The following is a 15,037-nucleotide window of genomic DNA, read 5'->3' on the forward strand; positions in this document are numbered from 1 at the left end:
ATGTCACCACTTGAGCTGTTTACTAATATAATTCATCTATATTTTCAGTCGAGAAAAGTTCATTTTTCATCACCTAATAATATTGAACGTGGCCGCAGTAAGTCTATATCCAGTGACTTAGAAGAGCTAATAGCAAAATTTTTATCCTTAAATAGTAGTAATAATCAAAATCGTTATTTCATAGATCAACCAGTAAGTATCGAAGAATGTAAAGGAAATATTTATCCCGATATATTGATTCAAGCTCCGGATGGCAAAGTGGAACACATAATTGATGTGAAAGCAGATCTTGGTTGGCTGAGAGGAGAGGGATTTCTTGAATATTGCTTGAAGTGGCAACGTAAAATAGATGAAATTAAATCGAGAAAATTTTGTTTTAAATCAGGCATAGATAAATCTGAAAAGGAAGGTTTTTTTTCTGATAAATTAAAAATGTATATTGTTATTATTTCAGGAGAAAATGGGGGATCTCGTACTGTTGAAGAGTGTTTAAAGTTTCAGAATGAATTTAATAATATAAATGTATATATCTTTTCAGACAAATTTCACGCAAATGCTTATAATTTAAGCATTGATGAAATTATTAAAAAAATAAATATTCGTGAAGATGATATTAAGTTTCTTTTAGGTGAATTACATTAGGAGTCGTGTTATACATAGAGGGGTTTTTGTGTGAACATCAATAAACTCCTATTGCGACTAATACATTTAAGTCTATTGATTTCTATTTCTCTTCTTTTTTTCTTTATCGGGAAAAGCATATGTAGCAAATATCCCAAATGATATATACCCAATTACGGCTGAACCAAATGGGAAAAAACCCGAGTTATCATATCGACCTGATATGACAGGAATGCGCTCACCTCCACCTAAAATAGATGCTATTATCGGATGATTGGCTTCTAAATAAATAGCAAACTTATAACTAAGATATGCACCTAAAATGGAAAAACTAAAAATTAAAATTTTTTTCATTATCTTAAATCCTTATGAGAGATATGAATATTTTATTATTGCTAAATTTTTATATTCTCTTTAATATGCAAAACAGTCTCCTTCATTTTTTCTTTGGAATTTATACATCCCTCTTGATAGTTAAAGAATCTCGTTACGACAACTTTAGTAGTTGAGTTCTTAATATTAGAGATATAAATATCATTATTAATTGAAATTATTTTATCAAAATCACAATCAAAAAATTTAAAAAAATTATCCTTATTTGAAATTCCTGTACAAACAATCATTTTTGTATTTGATTCTTTAGCTATTTTTCTAAAAAACTCACCTCGATTTTTTACACACCAATCAACATATTCTTCGAATGAGTTTAAGTTTGTTACTGACTTAAATTTTTCATCCCAAGTAACAGAGGATCTGTTTTTAAAACCGATAGGAAAAGCATTCATTTTAAAACCAACGCCATCTTTAGAAAGAAGCTTTCTTCGAGAGACGAATTCATCATTGAATATATCTTCATCCCAGTTGTAGTAGGCGTTATAGAACCACGCCAGCTTTTGATTGTATTGGGCTTTGATACTACCCATAAACACTTTATCTTCCCATGAAGAACATTCATGAAATCTCAGATCTTCAGCGTTGATTCCATCAAATTGATAACCCCACTCTAAACCACATATCCAGACATCAGAAAGAACGTTACCGCCATCACAACCGAAGTAAGAACATGCTAACGCTTTGAATCCATCCGTAACCATAGTGTGTATCATCCATTTCAAAAAATATATTTGCATACTACCTAATATTTAAAATCATTCCACAAAATATTTATATCATTGCAATACACATCAAAATCCAGTTGAATTAAATGATGATAGATATTGTTAACTAAAGTCTCGTCATCGCCTTGATAGTTATTGACTGTTTCTATTTCAATAATAGAGTAACCATCATATTTACTGATAGTATATCTTGATAATTTATTATTCAGCTTATCTGTTGATATTTTAATTTGCACATTAACTTTATTCATAATCTCTCCTGTTGTTGAATGAGAGTGATTTAAAAAATCACTCTGCAATGTTATTCAAGTTTATTTAGGATGACTTTTTCTTGCGATAACTTAATCAACTCAACAGTTCTTTCAAAGAAATATTTAACAACTACTAAAAATAAAGTAATTCCATTAAATAAAAAACATATGGCGTTCAAATTATTAGTCGCATCTGGATTTACGGTGGATACCTTTAACGTAAATATGAATGAGTAACTAAGGTTTATAGCCATTGTCAATATGACTATTTTATGATTTTGATTTATAGATGATACTAAGTTTATAAACAGAGAAAGTAAAAGTATCAAGCATGATACATCATAAACTCTATCACTTGAATTTAACAACATAGCTATAGCAAATATTGATATTACTAAACCTGCTATCGCTAACCACCTAAATAAAGAGTTACTGTTAATCATAATATTTTCCAATCATTTTATTATAAAGTGACTATTTTATGCATGGTCACCTAATACATTTATTCTTTATCTATTTCTTTTCACAAGAAAAATGATGTCTTTCACTGCCTAAAGTTTCCATCATTTTATTCATTGCGGCCTCACAACTTTCTTGAGTTTGGAACTCAATATGATCTACAGCGATTTCTTTGCTACCAAATAAAACCATAATTAAAATAAAAGTGTTCATTAACTTTTCCTTAATAATTTAAATTGATTATTTATGATCTACAATTCGTTCATTAGTATATATTTTGTCTTTGCCAAAAATGCCTCCCTTCTTAACTGATTTCCATGTGTAGTAAAGAATATATTCATGGTCTGCATTTTCTCGTGGTAACGCTTTTATTTGGCATTGTACTGCATCAGAAGGTACCCCATTAAGCTCCTTACGATTAAATTGATTGATATTATTAAATCCAAATGGGATACCGATACCAACTTCATATGACTTTCTATGTGTACCTTGTTGCTCATGGTGCTCTATAATATTTTCAGCACCTTCTTTACATAATAAAAAATCAGATTTCTTTTTATCATCGACGAGAACAATAGTACCAATATCCTGATAGCTGTTGCTTTGCTTACGTTTTAAATAAAATAAATGATAAGCAACTTTGTGATAGTCAATTTCAAACATTTCAAGACAAGCAATATTATCTGCTATTTCATTTCGTCCATACATCCTATCCTGACTAACCTTATCTGATATTTGCTGAGGAAAAGGAAACATCAACATATCGTTCATATATTTAAAACCGGTGACTAATTTAGGTCTATCTGTTAGCTGCATAGTTCTTTCATCAGTGATCCTTCCTGATGATGAAATTTTAGATTTTGTGTTTTCATATTGCTGGTTATTACTACAATACGAATTAACCTGCGTCTTCTCATATATTGGAAGTCTTGCATAGCCATAAGGTGATGCAATTATTACAGTCAATAAAATGATCTGCTTTAGCTGAGAACTGACCATAATTATTCCTTGTATTCACTGAAGTTTTTCATGACAAATTCATTAGAATGAAAGTAGAAGAAGATGATTTTAAATTCGTTGTGAACATCTAAGCTTTGTGGTTTAGGAAGTTTTGCAGTGGTAATGGCTTTAAATGCAGCACTACAGAGTTTGCCATCCCCTTGGAACATTCTGAGACTTTTACCTTCATAATGGCGTTGACCATTTTTATCAAAGTGAAGCCGAATTTCACACTGCTTACCTTTAAACTCCTCAGACTTAACAAAATGACTCATAACCGAATCATGTATTGCAGTACGGTATGCTGCCATTTCTTCAGGGGATGCTTTTGGTTGCCTTTCTTTTTCTTGCTGTGGTGCGTTTGGTTGAGTTTGATTGAAGCCTTCGATGCTTTCCGTTGAAAAGCCTGAAGTATCGCTGTAAGCCATTGGAGCGCTGATAATGAGTGCTATGAGTAACAAGGGGATTTTCATTTTAATGTCCTTATCAGAAAGTTTTATGTGGATTAGCCAGTGATTAAAACTTCTGTCTTAAGAACATGTAACAACTACCAATGTTTAATGTTTCACGTCTAATTTTGTTCTCTTCTTTCTCTGAAGGTGAAGCATCCATAGCTCGATTGATATTTTCTTCGGTATCTTCCATTTGTTCATCGACCAGCGCCTTAGCAACACCGGCACCAACTTTGGCCGCACTGTTTACGTCACTATAAAAATCTTTATCGAAGATACAGGCACTATTTTTCTCAATGACCTTTGAGCCGTATGGTGCATTTAGGTTTTTCTGAGTTTTGATACTGAATGCCGCAGCACTCACTGAAAATGATGTAATGGTTAATATGGCAAGTAACAGGGGGGAGAGTTTTTTCATGATGGCACCTTTTGTGTGTTGATTTCTTCCGAGGATGATGGATAACGACTGGGCCAGATTTCCTCAGGCTTTAGTTCAAGGAAATCAGCAATTATTTTTTCTGCTTTAGGCCACTTTTTATAAAGGACATTGTGTAACGTTCTTGAATGTAACCCGTTGGTTCGGCTTAGTTCTGCGAAGGTCGAGCCTTTCTTTCTTACTTTGGCGATGATGTCTGCTGGATGTAGGTCTTCCATCATTTCAAGGTATTCAGTTTTAATTTCATCCAAAATCTGAGATCCTCTCTTTCTTATGATTAGTCATAATGATTCATCATAATGACCACTTGATGTCATTATTGATCATAATAATGATCAATTTCAATGGTGGTTGGTTTTAATTTTGAATTTTTCGTAGTGGGTTAGTAATTTGTTTTTATAATCAGGTGGATAAGCAAGAATGAAGACTAAAGATAATGAATTTGATATGGATGGCTTTTCAAACCGATTGAAAGTAGCAATAGGGGATACAAGTCTCAGAGCTTTTGCTAAAAAGTCAGGTTTGGGTTATTCAACGCTCAATTCTTATATCTCTGGTGTATCACAACCCTCTATTTCACAGCTTTTAAAGCTGGTACAGGCTACAGGTAAAGAAATTGAATGGCTTGTCGGAATTGATAACGAAAAACGTCCAGAATTGCTTATAGAGGGTTTAATTGCTATTAACCGCTACGATGGTTCTAACGCTCTCTACTTCAGTCATGAATGGCTAAAAAATAAAGGGATTAATGAGACTGATAATTTAGCTGTAATCGCTATGCCTGATGATGGTATGTTCCCAACTATCAAAAAAGACGAGCTTATTCTTATTGAGAAAATTGATTCGGTTGGTTCTGATGGTGTATATGCGTTTAAACGCAATGAGAAGCTCTATGTGAAGCGAATTCAGGATAGGGTAGGTAAGTTCTCTTTAATTAATGATAACGTCTCATATCCTCCTGTAGAGCTCAAAAACATTAATGATGTTGAGGTTATTGGAAAAGTGGTTCTTGTTTAATGAAAGGCCAAAAAAAATAATATACATTAAAAAAAAGCCCTGACTTGATATCAGGACTTTCACATAATTAACTACTTTGTTTCAACTATACAATTTAATGTGCTGCCAACAATGCATTCATATGCTTCTTTCATGATATAATGCATTTCTTGTTCAAATTCTTTAGCAACAATGAAACTATCATGAATAGGAATTACAGGTATACCTTTTTCAGTGAAGTAACTTATTACTAATTCTGCAATATTACTATCATAATTTTGGAGTAATAATCCGGCTCCTGAATGGAATTTCGCCGCTATTTCTGGATTTATTTCTTTCAATGCACTAATAACATTACGTAGGCTTAGGTTATCGGGTAATAAATCAAAATCATAGGCAATCTTAGCTTCTTTGAACTCAGTTTCTAAAGCACCAAGGGCTTGGTATGGGTTCGAAGCATTAAGAAGAATGAGTAATCCAATCTTTGATAGATTTCTTAATTGTTGCCTTATCTCAGGTGTATCGGGCAATTCAAAGTTATCAGGAGAAATTGCATAAGGGTCGAAACCATCAGGCAATTCAATTCCTAAGACAGCATAAATTATCCTTGGGTGTAGAGATTTAAAATCAACTTCAATAGTTTCTTGTCCATTAAGGAGCAAATTACAACGGGATAAAGAAGACATACATTGTACATTTCCTTGGACCTCATAGAATCTACCACCATGAAAGAAATCACCATTATAGATTCGATGAAATTGAAGAATATATTCATATCCATTAATTGGTTCTACAACTGAAGTGGAAAGCAATAGTTTATTATAGGCATTTATCTTACTAATGCTTTCGCTAATATCTTTGTTTTTTTATAGGGTAGAACATTCTTATATTTATCTCGGAGTAAAATACAATTACTTAGAGGTAAGATCCGAAGATTTACCAAGTATGGAGTTAAATAAGAAATCATAGGTTCAAGAAGAGTTACATAACTTTTTCCAACTTCAGTATAAGATCGCTTACAACGTGCAATTCTTATAAAATTTAAATCTTCTAACATTTCCCAGAATAAATTAGAATAACGATAACTTCCTCTAAATTTAGATTTATGTCCGTTTACAAAGAGGTCAGTATACTTATTACGATTCATAGATAAGATACCAACGGTAGACTTACAATGAATTAGGTAAAGCGAATTAGCCAGAAATGAATTTATGGAGTAGGATAATAGCTTATCATCAAATTTACGTTTCTGGATAAAAGAGTAATGAGATTTAAATAGGTCTGAGAACTCGTTTGTTAAAGACTTTAGATAAGGAACTTTATTATTTACTAATACATATCTCTGCATGGTTGTTACCACCTGAATAGGAGGTGGTAATAGCGGTTAATATATAGATATAACTGTCCATTATAATACAAGATAACCTGTTTTTAATGTCTTGAATATAGATATAATGCATGTTAGCACCTCATTTTTTTGTTTTTTTATTTCTCTTATAACACTCCAGTTTATTAGAGCGAGTTTTTTGTTTTTTTAGCATTCATTATTTTTCTTTATTATGCTGTAACCAACCTTATGTCACAGGTTGAATGATTAACAATGATTTTATGATTACTTAAATTCTATTATCTTTTATTTATGATATTTTCCATCCACGCGATAATCTCGCGGTGAAGCCAACGCGAACTGCTTGTACCGGGCTTATACTGCTTAGGAAATGTCCCTACTTGGATCCTTGCGTAGATAGTGCTTTTTGCCATGCCTGTCATTTCCATTACTTCTTTTAATTTCAAAAATTTCATTCTTTTTACTCTATATATAATCCTTTGATTTAGTTATATGCACTTCATAGATGGAAGCTTGATATCAATACATGGCTAATAAAATAGCCTTGTTGCTTTTCTCTATATGTGAAGTTTCACAGAACAATACCTATGCTTAGATTTCTAAGCTATAAGTATAGATATTCTGTGCATTGATGGGTTTAATCGGATGGACGGTGGAAGAAAAGTAGAAATACTACGTTTTATCTTTAGTTCATGACTCCTTATTTTAAACACTAAGCATCAAATTGATAAATTTTTTTATCAAACATATAAAAACACTATAGCACAAATTATTATAATTGTCAACTCAGGGTAATAAGCAAACTTAATTGAATCATATAATATATATTAGGCTTGTTTCTAAAAAAATTTATTTTATAGATGGATATTTCCCATCATTGATTCGAACATACTCATCCGGAGTCGCTGGGGTTGTAACTATATAGTCAAGGTAATCTGCCCACCATTGAAGAATATTTCTTCTCTGTTTCAAAAACTGAGCTTTATGAGAATAAGCTGCTTTTACGGTGTTTCTTTCTTTATGACTCATTTGTAATTCTAATGCTTCAGGAGACCATAGTTCCGATTCTAAAAGAGCTGAATAGGCCATTGTTCGAAACCCATGTCCGCAAACTTCAGTTTTAGTATCATAGCCCATAGATCTTAGTGCTTTATTTATTGTATTTTCACTCATCGGTTTTTGCGGTGAATGGGCTCCGATAAAGATAAATTCATATTCTTCACTTATTTTTCTAATTTCTCTTAGTATAGAAATTGCTTGATTACTGAGGGGCACTAAATGTGAATCATCTCTCATTTTTGTTCCTCTGTGTGAGAACTTGACTCCTTCAATAGGCTTTCTTTTTGCTGGTATAGTCCAAAGTTTTTTTTCAAAATTAATTTCACTCCAACGAGCAAAACGAAGTTCGCTTGAACGAATATAGATTAGCAAGGTTAATTTCACGGCTAATTTTGTAAGTTTTCGTCCCCCAAATTCATCTATTCGGTGGAGTAGTTCCGGTACCTTTTCTAATGGAAGGGCGGGTCTATGTACTGTGTTACTTGTGGGAATTGCTCCAGCCATATCTTGAGCTGGATTGTAATCAATGATGCCGCTTTGAACGGCATACCGCATAATGCAGTTAATATACTGACCTAATCGAGAGGCCACATCAAAGGTTCCCCTATCAATAACTTTTTTGATTGGGTTTAGTAAGTCTTTTGTTTTTAGGTCTGTAATATTGCGTTTACCTATTTTTGGAAATAACTCAGTTTCCATCCTTTTTAAAACTCTTGCCGCATGGTTTGCAGACCATTTTTTTTGAGTTGAGTGCCATCTTCTTGCGATAACTTCGAAAGAATTATCTATATTTTGTGCTTCTTTTTTATCTTGACGAACGGCATTAGGATTAATATCTCTTGCCAAGAGGGCTATATCAGCATCACGCATTTTTCTTGCATCAGCTAAAGAGATTTGGGGATATCGACTATAGGAGGCTCGAGTTTCTTTTCCTTGAAAAGAATACTTTCGATACCAATGTTTTGAACCGTTAGGATTTACTTGGATATAGAGGCCATGACCATCAGCCCTCTTATATAATTTTTCTTTAGGCTTGAAATTGCGAAGTTGAGTATCGTTTAGCGGCATGTAGAACACTCCATGATCATATTATCCTGACCCCTAATATGACCCCCAAAAAGAATGGTTGTCAATAGACGTAGTCGGACGCTAATGGAATGTACCTATGATTTTTACTCTACTTTTCATTATGTTATAGACTTATTGAGACATCTATAGACATTAAATGGTGCCTGAGGCCGGACTCGAACCGGCACACCCGAAGGCGGTTGATTTTGAATCAACTGCGTCTACCGATTTCGCCACTCAGGCACAGAGTAGAATGCGGAAAACGTTGGCATTATACCTGCCCAAGAACACCGCGCAAGCGTTATCCCTTAAAAATCACCTGATTGGTGGGAAAATAATCACTAAAAGGGTGGCCTTGCGGCCACCGCTGACTACGGTACGACTTTGGTAACATCGGCACATGCATTGCTGGTAACAAACAAAGTAGCTTCAGTTACTACGGTACAGCTTACGACAACATCAACAAACACGGTGTATTGCTGGTACGCCGGTCTGTTTACTACTCTGGCTCAGCATCGGTACTGGGCCAGTACAACATCGATATAAGAAGGCGTTATTGGTATTTAAAAAATTATAGTGCTGCACTTAGGCGTTTTTTCATTTCATCGACAAAGTTTTTCGCCAATGGGCGAACCACTCCCGGGCGTAGCGGTTGACACCAAACCGGTTCTGGAAAGTGGCTGTCGTCTTCATTTCGAGGAATGATATGCCAGTGTAGATGAGGGAGGCCGGTACCCAGACTGGCGAGATTGATCTTTTTCGGTGCCATCAGTTTACGGATATTGTGTTCTACTTCAGCAACGACTTGCATGATACGGTGACGTTGCTGCTCATCTAGATCGCTTAATTCAGCCAGATGCTGATTCCACACTACGCGGCACCAGCCGGTAAAGTCGGTTTGCTCTACCAACAGTACCCGACACTGTTCGTCGCGCCACAGTACAAACTCATTTTCAGGATGACAATAACTGCAAGAAGAGGTTGTCATAATTAGCTCCACGCTAAATTTAGGTCATACAAACCCCGGCTGATAAGAGGAAAATATCGGCCTGGATATCCGGTTTACTGCTGTTTAATCGCCGTGAAAAGTTCACATTGCCCGTATTGGTGGGCGTTGAGCGATAGTTTATTCGTTTCGTTTAATCACTGAATCTCTAATGACTAACGTTGGGGTAAATAAAAACTCTTCAGCATTTGTCTGCGGCGCATTTAAACGGGTAATTAGCCGTTCCACCATGGTATTGGCCATATCGGCCAGCGGTGGGGCAACGGATGTTAGCGCCGGATGAATGAGCCCCGACAGTGAAATATTATCGATACCTACGACCGAGATATCTTCAGGAACCCGCACGCCTAAGCTACGCAAACCAGCAATCAAACCAATCGCCAACACATCATTGATGGCAACGATGCCGTTAGGTCGTTTCTCCAACCGACTGATGGTTTGCGCCAGATGGTGGCCTAGCTCGGCCATCTCCGTATCGCCATAGGCGGTCAGCGCTTTGCCCTCAATAACCTGACTATGATCTTTCAGGCCATTTTCGGCGGCTGTTGCCAGAAAGCCTTCAATCTTATGGGAGCGACTGACGGTGCGACTGGCCTCAGTGACGAAGGCAATTTCCCGGCAGCCCTGATCGATCAGATACTGGGCTGCAATACGCCCCGCCTGTCGGTTATCCATGGATACGCTGTCATACAGCATGTCGTTGGTTGCCGATCCGCTAACCGAGCTACCATCATAATTGACCATGGTCAGACCGCGTTGAGCCGCTTCGGCAAAGTGGGATTTTTCAATCGAGCTGGATACCACAATCACCCCGCGTACGCCGTGGGACATCAAATCGTTCAGAAAAGCCTGTTCTTCATCTTCCTGACGATAAGTATTTCCCAGTAGAACACGGTAGCCATGATTGTTTTTGGCGGCCAGATCGACTTCTCGCGCCAGCGCAGCAAAACTAGGGTTAACAATGGAGGGAACCAGCAGACCAATCATTTTAGCCTGCCCGGTTTTCAATTGCTGGGCAGCACGATTGGGGTGATAGTTCAGTTCAACCATGGCGGCTTCGATACGCAGCAGGGTCTCTTTACGCATCTGATCGGTTCGCCCATTAAGAACGTTGGAGACTGAACTGACCGATACGCCTGCGCTACGTGCTACATCCCGAATATTTGCCATGATATTTCCCACTACCGATCCATTTTGATCAATGATTCTAAAGGTTTTTTATTTGTAAGTATCTTATATTTCCGACCGTTCCGTTTTATAACTCAACGGTCGGGACAATGTGATGGCTATGGTGCCATCTGGCCGCCGTTTACGTCGACAATTTGGCCGGTGATATAGCCGCTGAAGGCGTGCGTTGCTAAAAACAGATAGGTTGGTGCCACTTCTTCACTGGTTCCAAAACGCCCCATCGGGATTGAATTACGCATAGTAGCAAGTACTTCTTCACTCTTACCGTGATGGAAGGCGGTATCAATGCTGCCGGGAGAAACGATATTGAAACGAATATTGTCTTTAGTAAACTCTTTAACCCAGTTACGGTGAATGTTATGAACCCAGGCTTTAGCGCTGCCGTAGATGCCTGCGCCAATTCCGGCACCGTCGCGCCCGGCAATAGAACCGGTACTGAGTACCGTGCTAGTGATACCGCTGGTTTTAGCGGCTTCCCGCAGGTGTGGAATGGCGAATTTGGTGGTCATCAGTAGCGAGCGCACATTGAGATCCATCACTTTGTCATAAAACTCATCGTCGATATTTTCCAGATTGCTGCGACCACCGAGGCCACCAGCGTTGTTAATCAATACATCCATACCACCAAAGCGATGAACGAAATCATTGACCAGTTTTTCACAGTTGGCGGATTGAGTGAGATCGGCAGGGAAAATGGCATACTCACCCGGTAGTTTATCCAGCTCGGTTAATGTTGTTTGGCTTAGAACGGTGGACAGCCCGTTGATACCAACTTGAGCGCCATATTGTAAAAACAGTTTTGCGGTGGCCAATCCGATACCGGCGGTAGAGCCAGTGATCAGAACGCGTTTGCCGTTTAATTCATTTAACATGGGTAAACCTCTATTTTTTATTAACGTATTGAAAACATTTCTATTTGTTGATAACGCGGTATATTCCAGAACTAGTAGCCCATTATTCTTGGTAACCAAACGGTTATGATTGGCAGTAGCGCCACCACGATAATGCCGACCAATACCACCGCCAGATATTTTGCCATTGGCTTAATCACGTTCTTCATCTCTACACCGCAGATGGCGCAGGTGGTATAAAGCCCGAGGCCAATTGGTGGTGAGAACAAGCCAAAGCCCATGGCCAGAATCATCACGATGCCGAAGTGCAGCGGATCAAAGCCCAATTGGATAGCGATGGGCACTAAAATCGGGGCGAAAATAATCAACGCTGGCGCACCTTCCAGCACGGCACCAAAGATAATCAGAATCACGATAGTCAGTATCAGGAACAGCCATGCGCCGTAGCTGAAACCAATCGAGACCAGCAGTTCAGCGATCATTTGTGGGATCATCTGAATCGTTAGCACATAGGAGAGGCTGGTGGCACAGGCCACGATAAACAGCAGCACGCCAGACATGGCGGCAATATCCACAAACAGCTTAACCGTAGCCTTTAGCGTCAACTCACCAAAGGCTAATCGACCAACGACCAGCGCATAGACCACGGCAAAGGCGGAGATTTCGGTTGAAGTGGCAATACCTGCTACCACACCGCGACCGATCATCAGGATCATAATCAGGCCAACGGCTGCGCCTAACAGCAGCTGTTTACGTGGTCGCAGGATGGGGTAGGCTGCTGAGATATCAATCCGATGGCCAAAGATATTGGCAGCGATCAGTAACAGCACCAGTAGACAGGCGGCAGGAACCAGACCGGCGATAAACAGGGCACCGATAGAAATATTGGCGACAAAGCCCAGCACAATCAGGTTGACGCAGGGAGGAATGGTTTCAGCCATGACGGCGGAAGCGGCAAATACGCCAGCGGCTTCCTCTCCATCCTGCTTAGCGCGTCGCACTGCCGGCATGAGTACACCGCCGACGGCGGCAACATCGGCCAGTTTCGACCCAGAGATCCCGGAGAAGAAGGCCATGGCCAGCACGGTCGTCATATTCAGACCACCGCGGAATTTGCCCATGCCGCGTACAATCAACTCTACCAGACGGGTCGACATCCCATTGACTTCCATCGCTGCTCCAGCCAACAAGAAAAAGGGGATAGCCAGTAAAACAAAGTGGTCAACGCCAGCGGCAACCTGCTGGGAAAAGAACACAAATGGTAAAGAGGGATCGCAAATAAAGAACACCATGGCTGACATACCCAGAGTGAAGGCAATAGGCACCCCGGCCAAAATACCGACCACAAAGCAGAACAGCATTAGAATAGCGGCAGCGGAAGACGGATCGTTCATTAGCGATAACTTGATGTAGCCTGCCACGGCCAAACCGGCGATAACCAGTGCGCTGATCAGTACCACTCGTGCTCTTTCACGGAAAGCGTGTTCCAATGCCGCAACCAGCATCACTGCGGAACCTATAAATACTGGTGCAACATAGATCACCTGTGGCAGACCGGTTTCAGTGGTTTGTAGCAGTGATGCTTCCACCAGACTAAAGCTCGATACGACTAAGCCAACGGAGACCAGAACCAGTATCCAGCGACTGGCATGCACCACGTAAGGGCGCGCATAGTCGGGCAGGAAGCGTAAAAACAGATCGACGCCAATATGGCCACCGCGTCCGGTGGAGGTGGCCACGCCAAAGAACACCAGAGCAATCATCAGGGCGCGAGCCACTTCTTCCGCCCAATGCAGCGGTGAGTGCAGCGCATAGCGCCAGATAACCGAAGTAAATACCACGACGACGTTGATAAACAGCACCAGAGCACCAGCGCCGGCGGTGATTTTTGTCAGACATCGACTGAGTTTGCTTAACACGATAATATCTTTGGATGGCATTTGAGGTTTGCTCTCCATCGCATCATGTGTCCCGTGCTGACCGATGTCTTTTTCGATAATCGAGGATTCGGACATAATGTACCTCTTGTTGGCGAAATAACGGCGCAGGCATGCCCGAAGCGATAGATATACGGTACATCTATGCCTGACCGTTGTTTCTTACATGACGGTGTTTGGTTAATTACTTATTTTCGGCAGCGGTAATATCATCAACGATGGCCTTAGTATCCGGATATTTAGCCATATAGTCCTTCCAGACCGATTGAACCTGTTGGCGGAAGTAATCTCGGTCGGTAGCCTTAAACACCACGCCCTTGGACTCGAGTTCCTTAATGGCTTTCTGCTCCATAGACTGTGACTGCTTTCTCTCGTAATCCGTGGCTTCTGCCGCGGCAGCCAGAACATCGGCGCGTAGCTCGGTCGGGATCCTTTCAAAAGAGGATTTATTCATGGCAATCATCACCGGGTTGTAGATGTGCTGGGTCAGAGTGGCATTTTTGGCAATTTCATAATATTTGCTGGCAAATACCGTGGCGGCATCGTGTTCTACACCATCAATGACGCCCATTTGCAGGCCGGAGTAAACCTCACCACCGGGCATAGGAATCGCTACGGCTCCCATATGATTTAGGGTCGCGATGAAATTTGGTACCGGTAACACTCTAATTTTTAGATTTTTCAGGTCGTTCGGAGTATTGACTTCTTTTTTGGTATAAACGTTGCGAGCACCCAAGCTGTAGCCATAACCGAGAACCATAACGTTGGCTTTATCCATCATCATATCGGACAGGGTTTTCCCTGGTTTTCCGTCCAACGCTCGGCCAACATGGTCATAGTCTTTAAACAGATAGCCTAAATCCAACACACCGACTTCCGGTACCAGTGTGGCCCAAATTGAGGTGCCAGAAATCATCATATTAATGGCACCAATGCGTACTTGTTGAGTGGCATCCGCCTCTTTACCGAGCATTCCATTAGGAAAATAGTTGAGTTTGATTTTGCCCTTGAGTTTGTCGTTAGCATCAATATTGTTTTGAAAACGCTGGTACCAGACATAGTGGGCTGAGTTTTCATCCGCCGGTAATGAGGAATAGACGCGTAAAGAAAGGGTCGGCGCAGCATGGGCAATATGGGTAACAGCGACGCCAGCAGACAGGGTTAACCCCAAGCAGGTACAGGTTATGATTTGGGGTAAAGAGCGATGAATTTTATGGTTCATGATAATTTACCTTTAGTCTTTATTTT

Annotated in this window: 18 protein-coding genes and 1 tRNA gene; 2 read left to right on the top strand and 17 right to left on the bottom strand. The window is 39.5% G+C overall.

The annotated features are described in order from the left end of the window. On the top strand, positions 1-642 hold the full coding sequence (locus EL341_RS03095; protein WP_126466999.1) for a hypothetical protein: 642 nt from the start codon (positions 1-3) through the stop codon (positions 640-642). A 72-nt stretch (positions 643-714) separates the two neighbouring features. Here EL341_RS03095 and EL341_RS03100 read toward each other — a convergent pair whose 3' ends face one another. The 8 genes from EL341_RS03100 to EL341_RS03130 all read right to left on the bottom strand — a co-directional run bounded on the left by EL341_RS03100 (position 715) and on the right by EL341_RS03130 (position 4,557). Next, positions 715-975: a hypothetical protein gene (locus EL341_RS03100; protein ID WP_126467001.1), complete on the bottom strand. Its 261-nt coding sequence runs from the start codon at positions 973-975 to the stop codon at positions 715-717. Between the two features lie 41 nt (positions 976-1,016). Further along, on the bottom strand, positions 1,017-1,715 hold the full coding sequence (locus tag EL341_RS03105; protein WP_126467003.1) for a hypothetical protein: 699 nt from the start codon (positions 1,713-1,715) through the stop codon (positions 1,017-1,019). Between the two features lie 41 nt (positions 1,716-1,756). Then, positions 1,757-1,990 (bottom strand): hypothetical protein, encoded by a 234-nt coding sequence (locus EL341_RS03110; RefSeq protein ID WP_126467004.1) that lies wholly within the window; start codon positions 1,988-1,990, stop codon positions 1,757-1,759. Positions 1,991-2,503: 513 nt separating this feature from the next. Next, on the bottom strand, positions 2,504-2,662 hold the full coding sequence (locus EL341_RS17560) for a hypothetical protein (protein ID WP_164720435.1): 159 nt from the start codon (positions 2,660-2,662) through the stop codon (positions 2,504-2,506). A 27-nt stretch (positions 2,663-2,689) separates the two neighbouring features. Next, positions 2,690-3,448: a hypothetical protein gene (locus EL341_RS03115; protein ID WP_126467006.1), complete on the bottom strand. Its 759-nt coding sequence runs from the start codon at positions 3,446-3,448 to the stop codon at positions 2,690-2,692. 2 nt (positions 3,449-3,450) lie between these two features. Beyond that, positions 3,451-3,921 carry a cell envelope integrity TolA C-terminal domain-containing protein gene (locus EL341_RS03120; protein ID WP_126467008.1) on the bottom strand — a complete coding sequence of 157 codons (471 nt, stop codon included), beginning with the start codon at positions 3,919-3,921 and terminating at the stop codon, positions 3,451-3,453. 43 nt (positions 3,922-3,964) lie between these two features. Further along, the gene (locus EL341_RS03125) at positions 3,965-4,318 is read right to left on the bottom strand and encodes a hypothetical protein (protein WP_126467010.1); all 354 of its coding nucleotides are present in this window, start codon (positions 4,316-4,318) and stop codon (positions 3,965-3,967) included. Continuing rightward, entirely contained in the window at positions 4,315-4,557 is a 243-nt protein-coding gene (locus EL341_RS03130; RefSeq protein ID WP_126468234.1) for a helix-turn-helix domain-containing protein, read from the bottom strand. The genes EL341_RS03125 and EL341_RS03130 overlap by 4 nt, the downstream gene beginning before the upstream one ends. A 199-nt stretch (positions 4,558-4,756) precedes the next feature. Between EL341_RS03130 and EL341_RS03135 the strand changes: the two genes are divergently transcribed. Then, the gene (locus EL341_RS03135) at positions 4,757-5,353 is read left to right on the top strand and encodes a LexA family transcriptional regulator (protein WP_126467011.1); all 597 of its coding nucleotides are present in this window, start codon (positions 4,757-4,759) and stop codon (positions 5,351-5,353) included. A 71-nt stretch (positions 5,354-5,424) separates the two neighbouring features. Here the strand turns inward: EL341_RS03135 and EL341_RS03140 are convergent, their stop codons facing one another. The 9 genes from EL341_RS03140 to EL341_RS03180 all read right to left on the bottom strand — a co-directional run bounded on the left by EL341_RS03140 (position 5,425) and on the right by EL341_RS03180 (position 15,011). Next, positions 5,425-6,018: a hypothetical protein gene (locus EL341_RS03140; protein WP_126467013.1), complete on the bottom strand. Its 594-nt coding sequence runs from the start codon at positions 6,016-6,018 to the stop codon at positions 5,425-5,427. A gap of 940 nt (positions 6,019-6,958) precedes the next feature. Beyond that, positions 6,959-7,135, bottom strand: coding sequence for a helix-turn-helix transcriptional regulator (locus EL341_RS03145; RefSeq protein ID WP_126467015.1), 177 nt, complete (start codon positions 7,133-7,135; stop codon positions 6,959-6,961). 394 nt (positions 7,136-7,529) lie between these two features. Beyond that, positions 7,530-8,807: a tyrosine-type recombinase/integrase gene (locus EL341_RS03150; RefSeq protein WP_126467017.1), complete on the bottom strand. Its 1,278-nt coding sequence runs from the start codon at positions 8,805-8,807 to the stop codon at positions 7,530-7,532. A 158-nt stretch (positions 8,808-8,965) separates the two neighbouring features. Then, positions 8,966-9,050, bottom strand: a tRNA-Leu gene (locus EL341_RS03155). Positions 9,051-9,378: 328 nt separating this feature from the next. Further along, positions 9,379-9,795, bottom strand: coding sequence for an HIT family protein (locus EL341_RS03160; RefSeq protein WP_047780008.1), 417 nt, complete (start codon positions 9,793-9,795; stop codon positions 9,379-9,381). A gap of 138 nt (positions 9,796-9,933) precedes the next feature. Next, positions 9,934-10,983: a LacI family DNA-binding transcriptional regulator gene (locus tag EL341_RS03165; RefSeq protein ID WP_074820610.1), complete on the bottom strand. Its 1,050-nt coding sequence runs from the start codon at positions 10,981-10,983 to the stop codon at positions 9,934-9,936. A gap of 116 nt (positions 10,984-11,099) precedes the next feature. Beyond that, the gene (locus EL341_RS03170; protein ID WP_074820254.1) at positions 11,100-11,873 is read right to left on the bottom strand and encodes an SDR family NAD(P)-dependent oxidoreductase; all 774 of its coding nucleotides are present in this window, start codon (positions 11,871-11,873) and stop codon (positions 11,100-11,102) included. A 71-nt stretch (positions 11,874-11,944) separates the two neighbouring features. Beyond that, a complete protein-coding gene (locus EL341_RS03175) occupies positions 11,945-13,867 on the bottom strand; it encodes a TRAP transporter large permease (RefSeq protein WP_232036586.1) in 1,923 nt (640 codons plus the stop codon). A gap of 106 nt (positions 13,868-13,973) precedes the next feature. After that, on the bottom strand, positions 13,974-15,011 hold the full coding sequence (locus tag EL341_RS03180; RefSeq protein ID WP_114986232.1) for a TRAP transporter substrate-binding protein: 1,038 nt from the start codon (positions 15,009-15,011) through the stop codon (positions 13,974-13,976). Positions 15,012-15,037: the final 26 nt, after the last annotated feature.

This window comes from Pragia fontium (assembly GCF_900638655.1).
Classification (GTDB): Bacteria; Pseudomonadota; Gammaproteobacteria; order Enterobacterales; family Enterobacteriaceae; genus Pragia; species Pragia fontium.

Coding starts and splice junctions, on each gene's coding strand:
- EL341_RS03095 (WP_126466999.1), top strand. CDS start 1: ATGTCACCACTTGAGCTGTTTACTAATATAATTCATCTATATTTTCAG.
- EL341_RS03100 (WP_126467001.1), bottom strand. CDS start 975: ATGAAAAAAATTTTAATTTTTAGTTTTTCCATTTTAGGTGCATATCTT.
- EL341_RS03105 (WP_126467003.1), bottom strand. CDS start 1,715: ATGGTTACGGATGGATTCAAAGCGTTAGCATGTTCTTACTTCGGTTGT.
- EL341_RS03110 (WP_126467004.1), bottom strand. CDS start 1,990: ATGAATAAAGTTAATGTGCAAATTAAAATATCAACAGATAAGCTGAAT.
- EL341_RS17560 (WP_164720435.1), bottom strand. CDS start 2,662: ATGAACACTTTTATTTTAATTATGGTTTTATTTGGTAGCAAAGAAATC.
- EL341_RS03115 (WP_126467006.1), bottom strand. CDS start 3,448: ATGGTCAGTTCTCAGCTAAAGCAGATCATTTTATTGACTGTAATAATT.
- EL341_RS03120 (WP_126467008.1), bottom strand. CDS start 3,921: ATGAAAATCCCCTTGTTACTCATAGCACTCATTATCAGCGCTCCAATG.
- EL341_RS03125 (WP_126467010.1), bottom strand. CDS start 4,318: ATGAAAAAACTCTCCCCCCTGTTACTTGCCATATTAACCATTACATCA.
- EL341_RS03130 (WP_126468234.1), bottom strand. CDS start 4,557: ATGATGGAAGACCTACATCCAGCAGACATCATCGCCAAAGTAAGAAAG.
- EL341_RS03135 (WP_126467011.1), top strand. CDS start 4,757: ATGAAGACTAAAGATAATGAATTTGATATGGATGGCTTTTCAAACCGA.
- EL341_RS03140 (WP_126467013.1), bottom strand. CDS start 6,018: ATGTCTTCTTTATCCCGTTGTAATTTGCTCCTTAATGGACAAGAAACT.
- EL341_RS03145 (WP_126467015.1), bottom strand. CDS start 7,135: ATGAAATTTTTGAAATTAAAAGAAGTAATGGAAATGACAGGCATGGCA.
- EL341_RS03150 (WP_126467017.1), bottom strand. CDS start 8,807: ATGCCGCTAAACGATACTCAACTTCGCAATTTCAAGCCTAAAGAAAAA.
- EL341_RS03160 (WP_047780008.1), bottom strand. CDS start 9,795: ATGACAACCTCTTCTTGCAGTTATTGTCATCCTGAAAATGAGTTTGTA.
- EL341_RS03165 (WP_074820610.1), bottom strand. CDS start 10,983: ATGGCAAATATTCGGGATGTAGCACGTAGCGCAGGCGTATCGGTCAGT.
- EL341_RS03170 (WP_074820254.1), bottom strand. CDS start 11,873: ATGTTAAATGAATTAAACGGCAAACGCGTTCTGATCACTGGCTCTACC.
- EL341_RS03175 (WP_232036586.1), bottom strand. CDS start 13,867: ATGTCCGAATCCTCGATTATCGAAAAAGACATCGGTCAGCACGGGACA.
- EL341_RS03180 (WP_114986232.1), bottom strand. CDS start 15,011: ATGAACCATAAAATTCATCGCTCTTTACCCCAAATCATAACCTGTACC.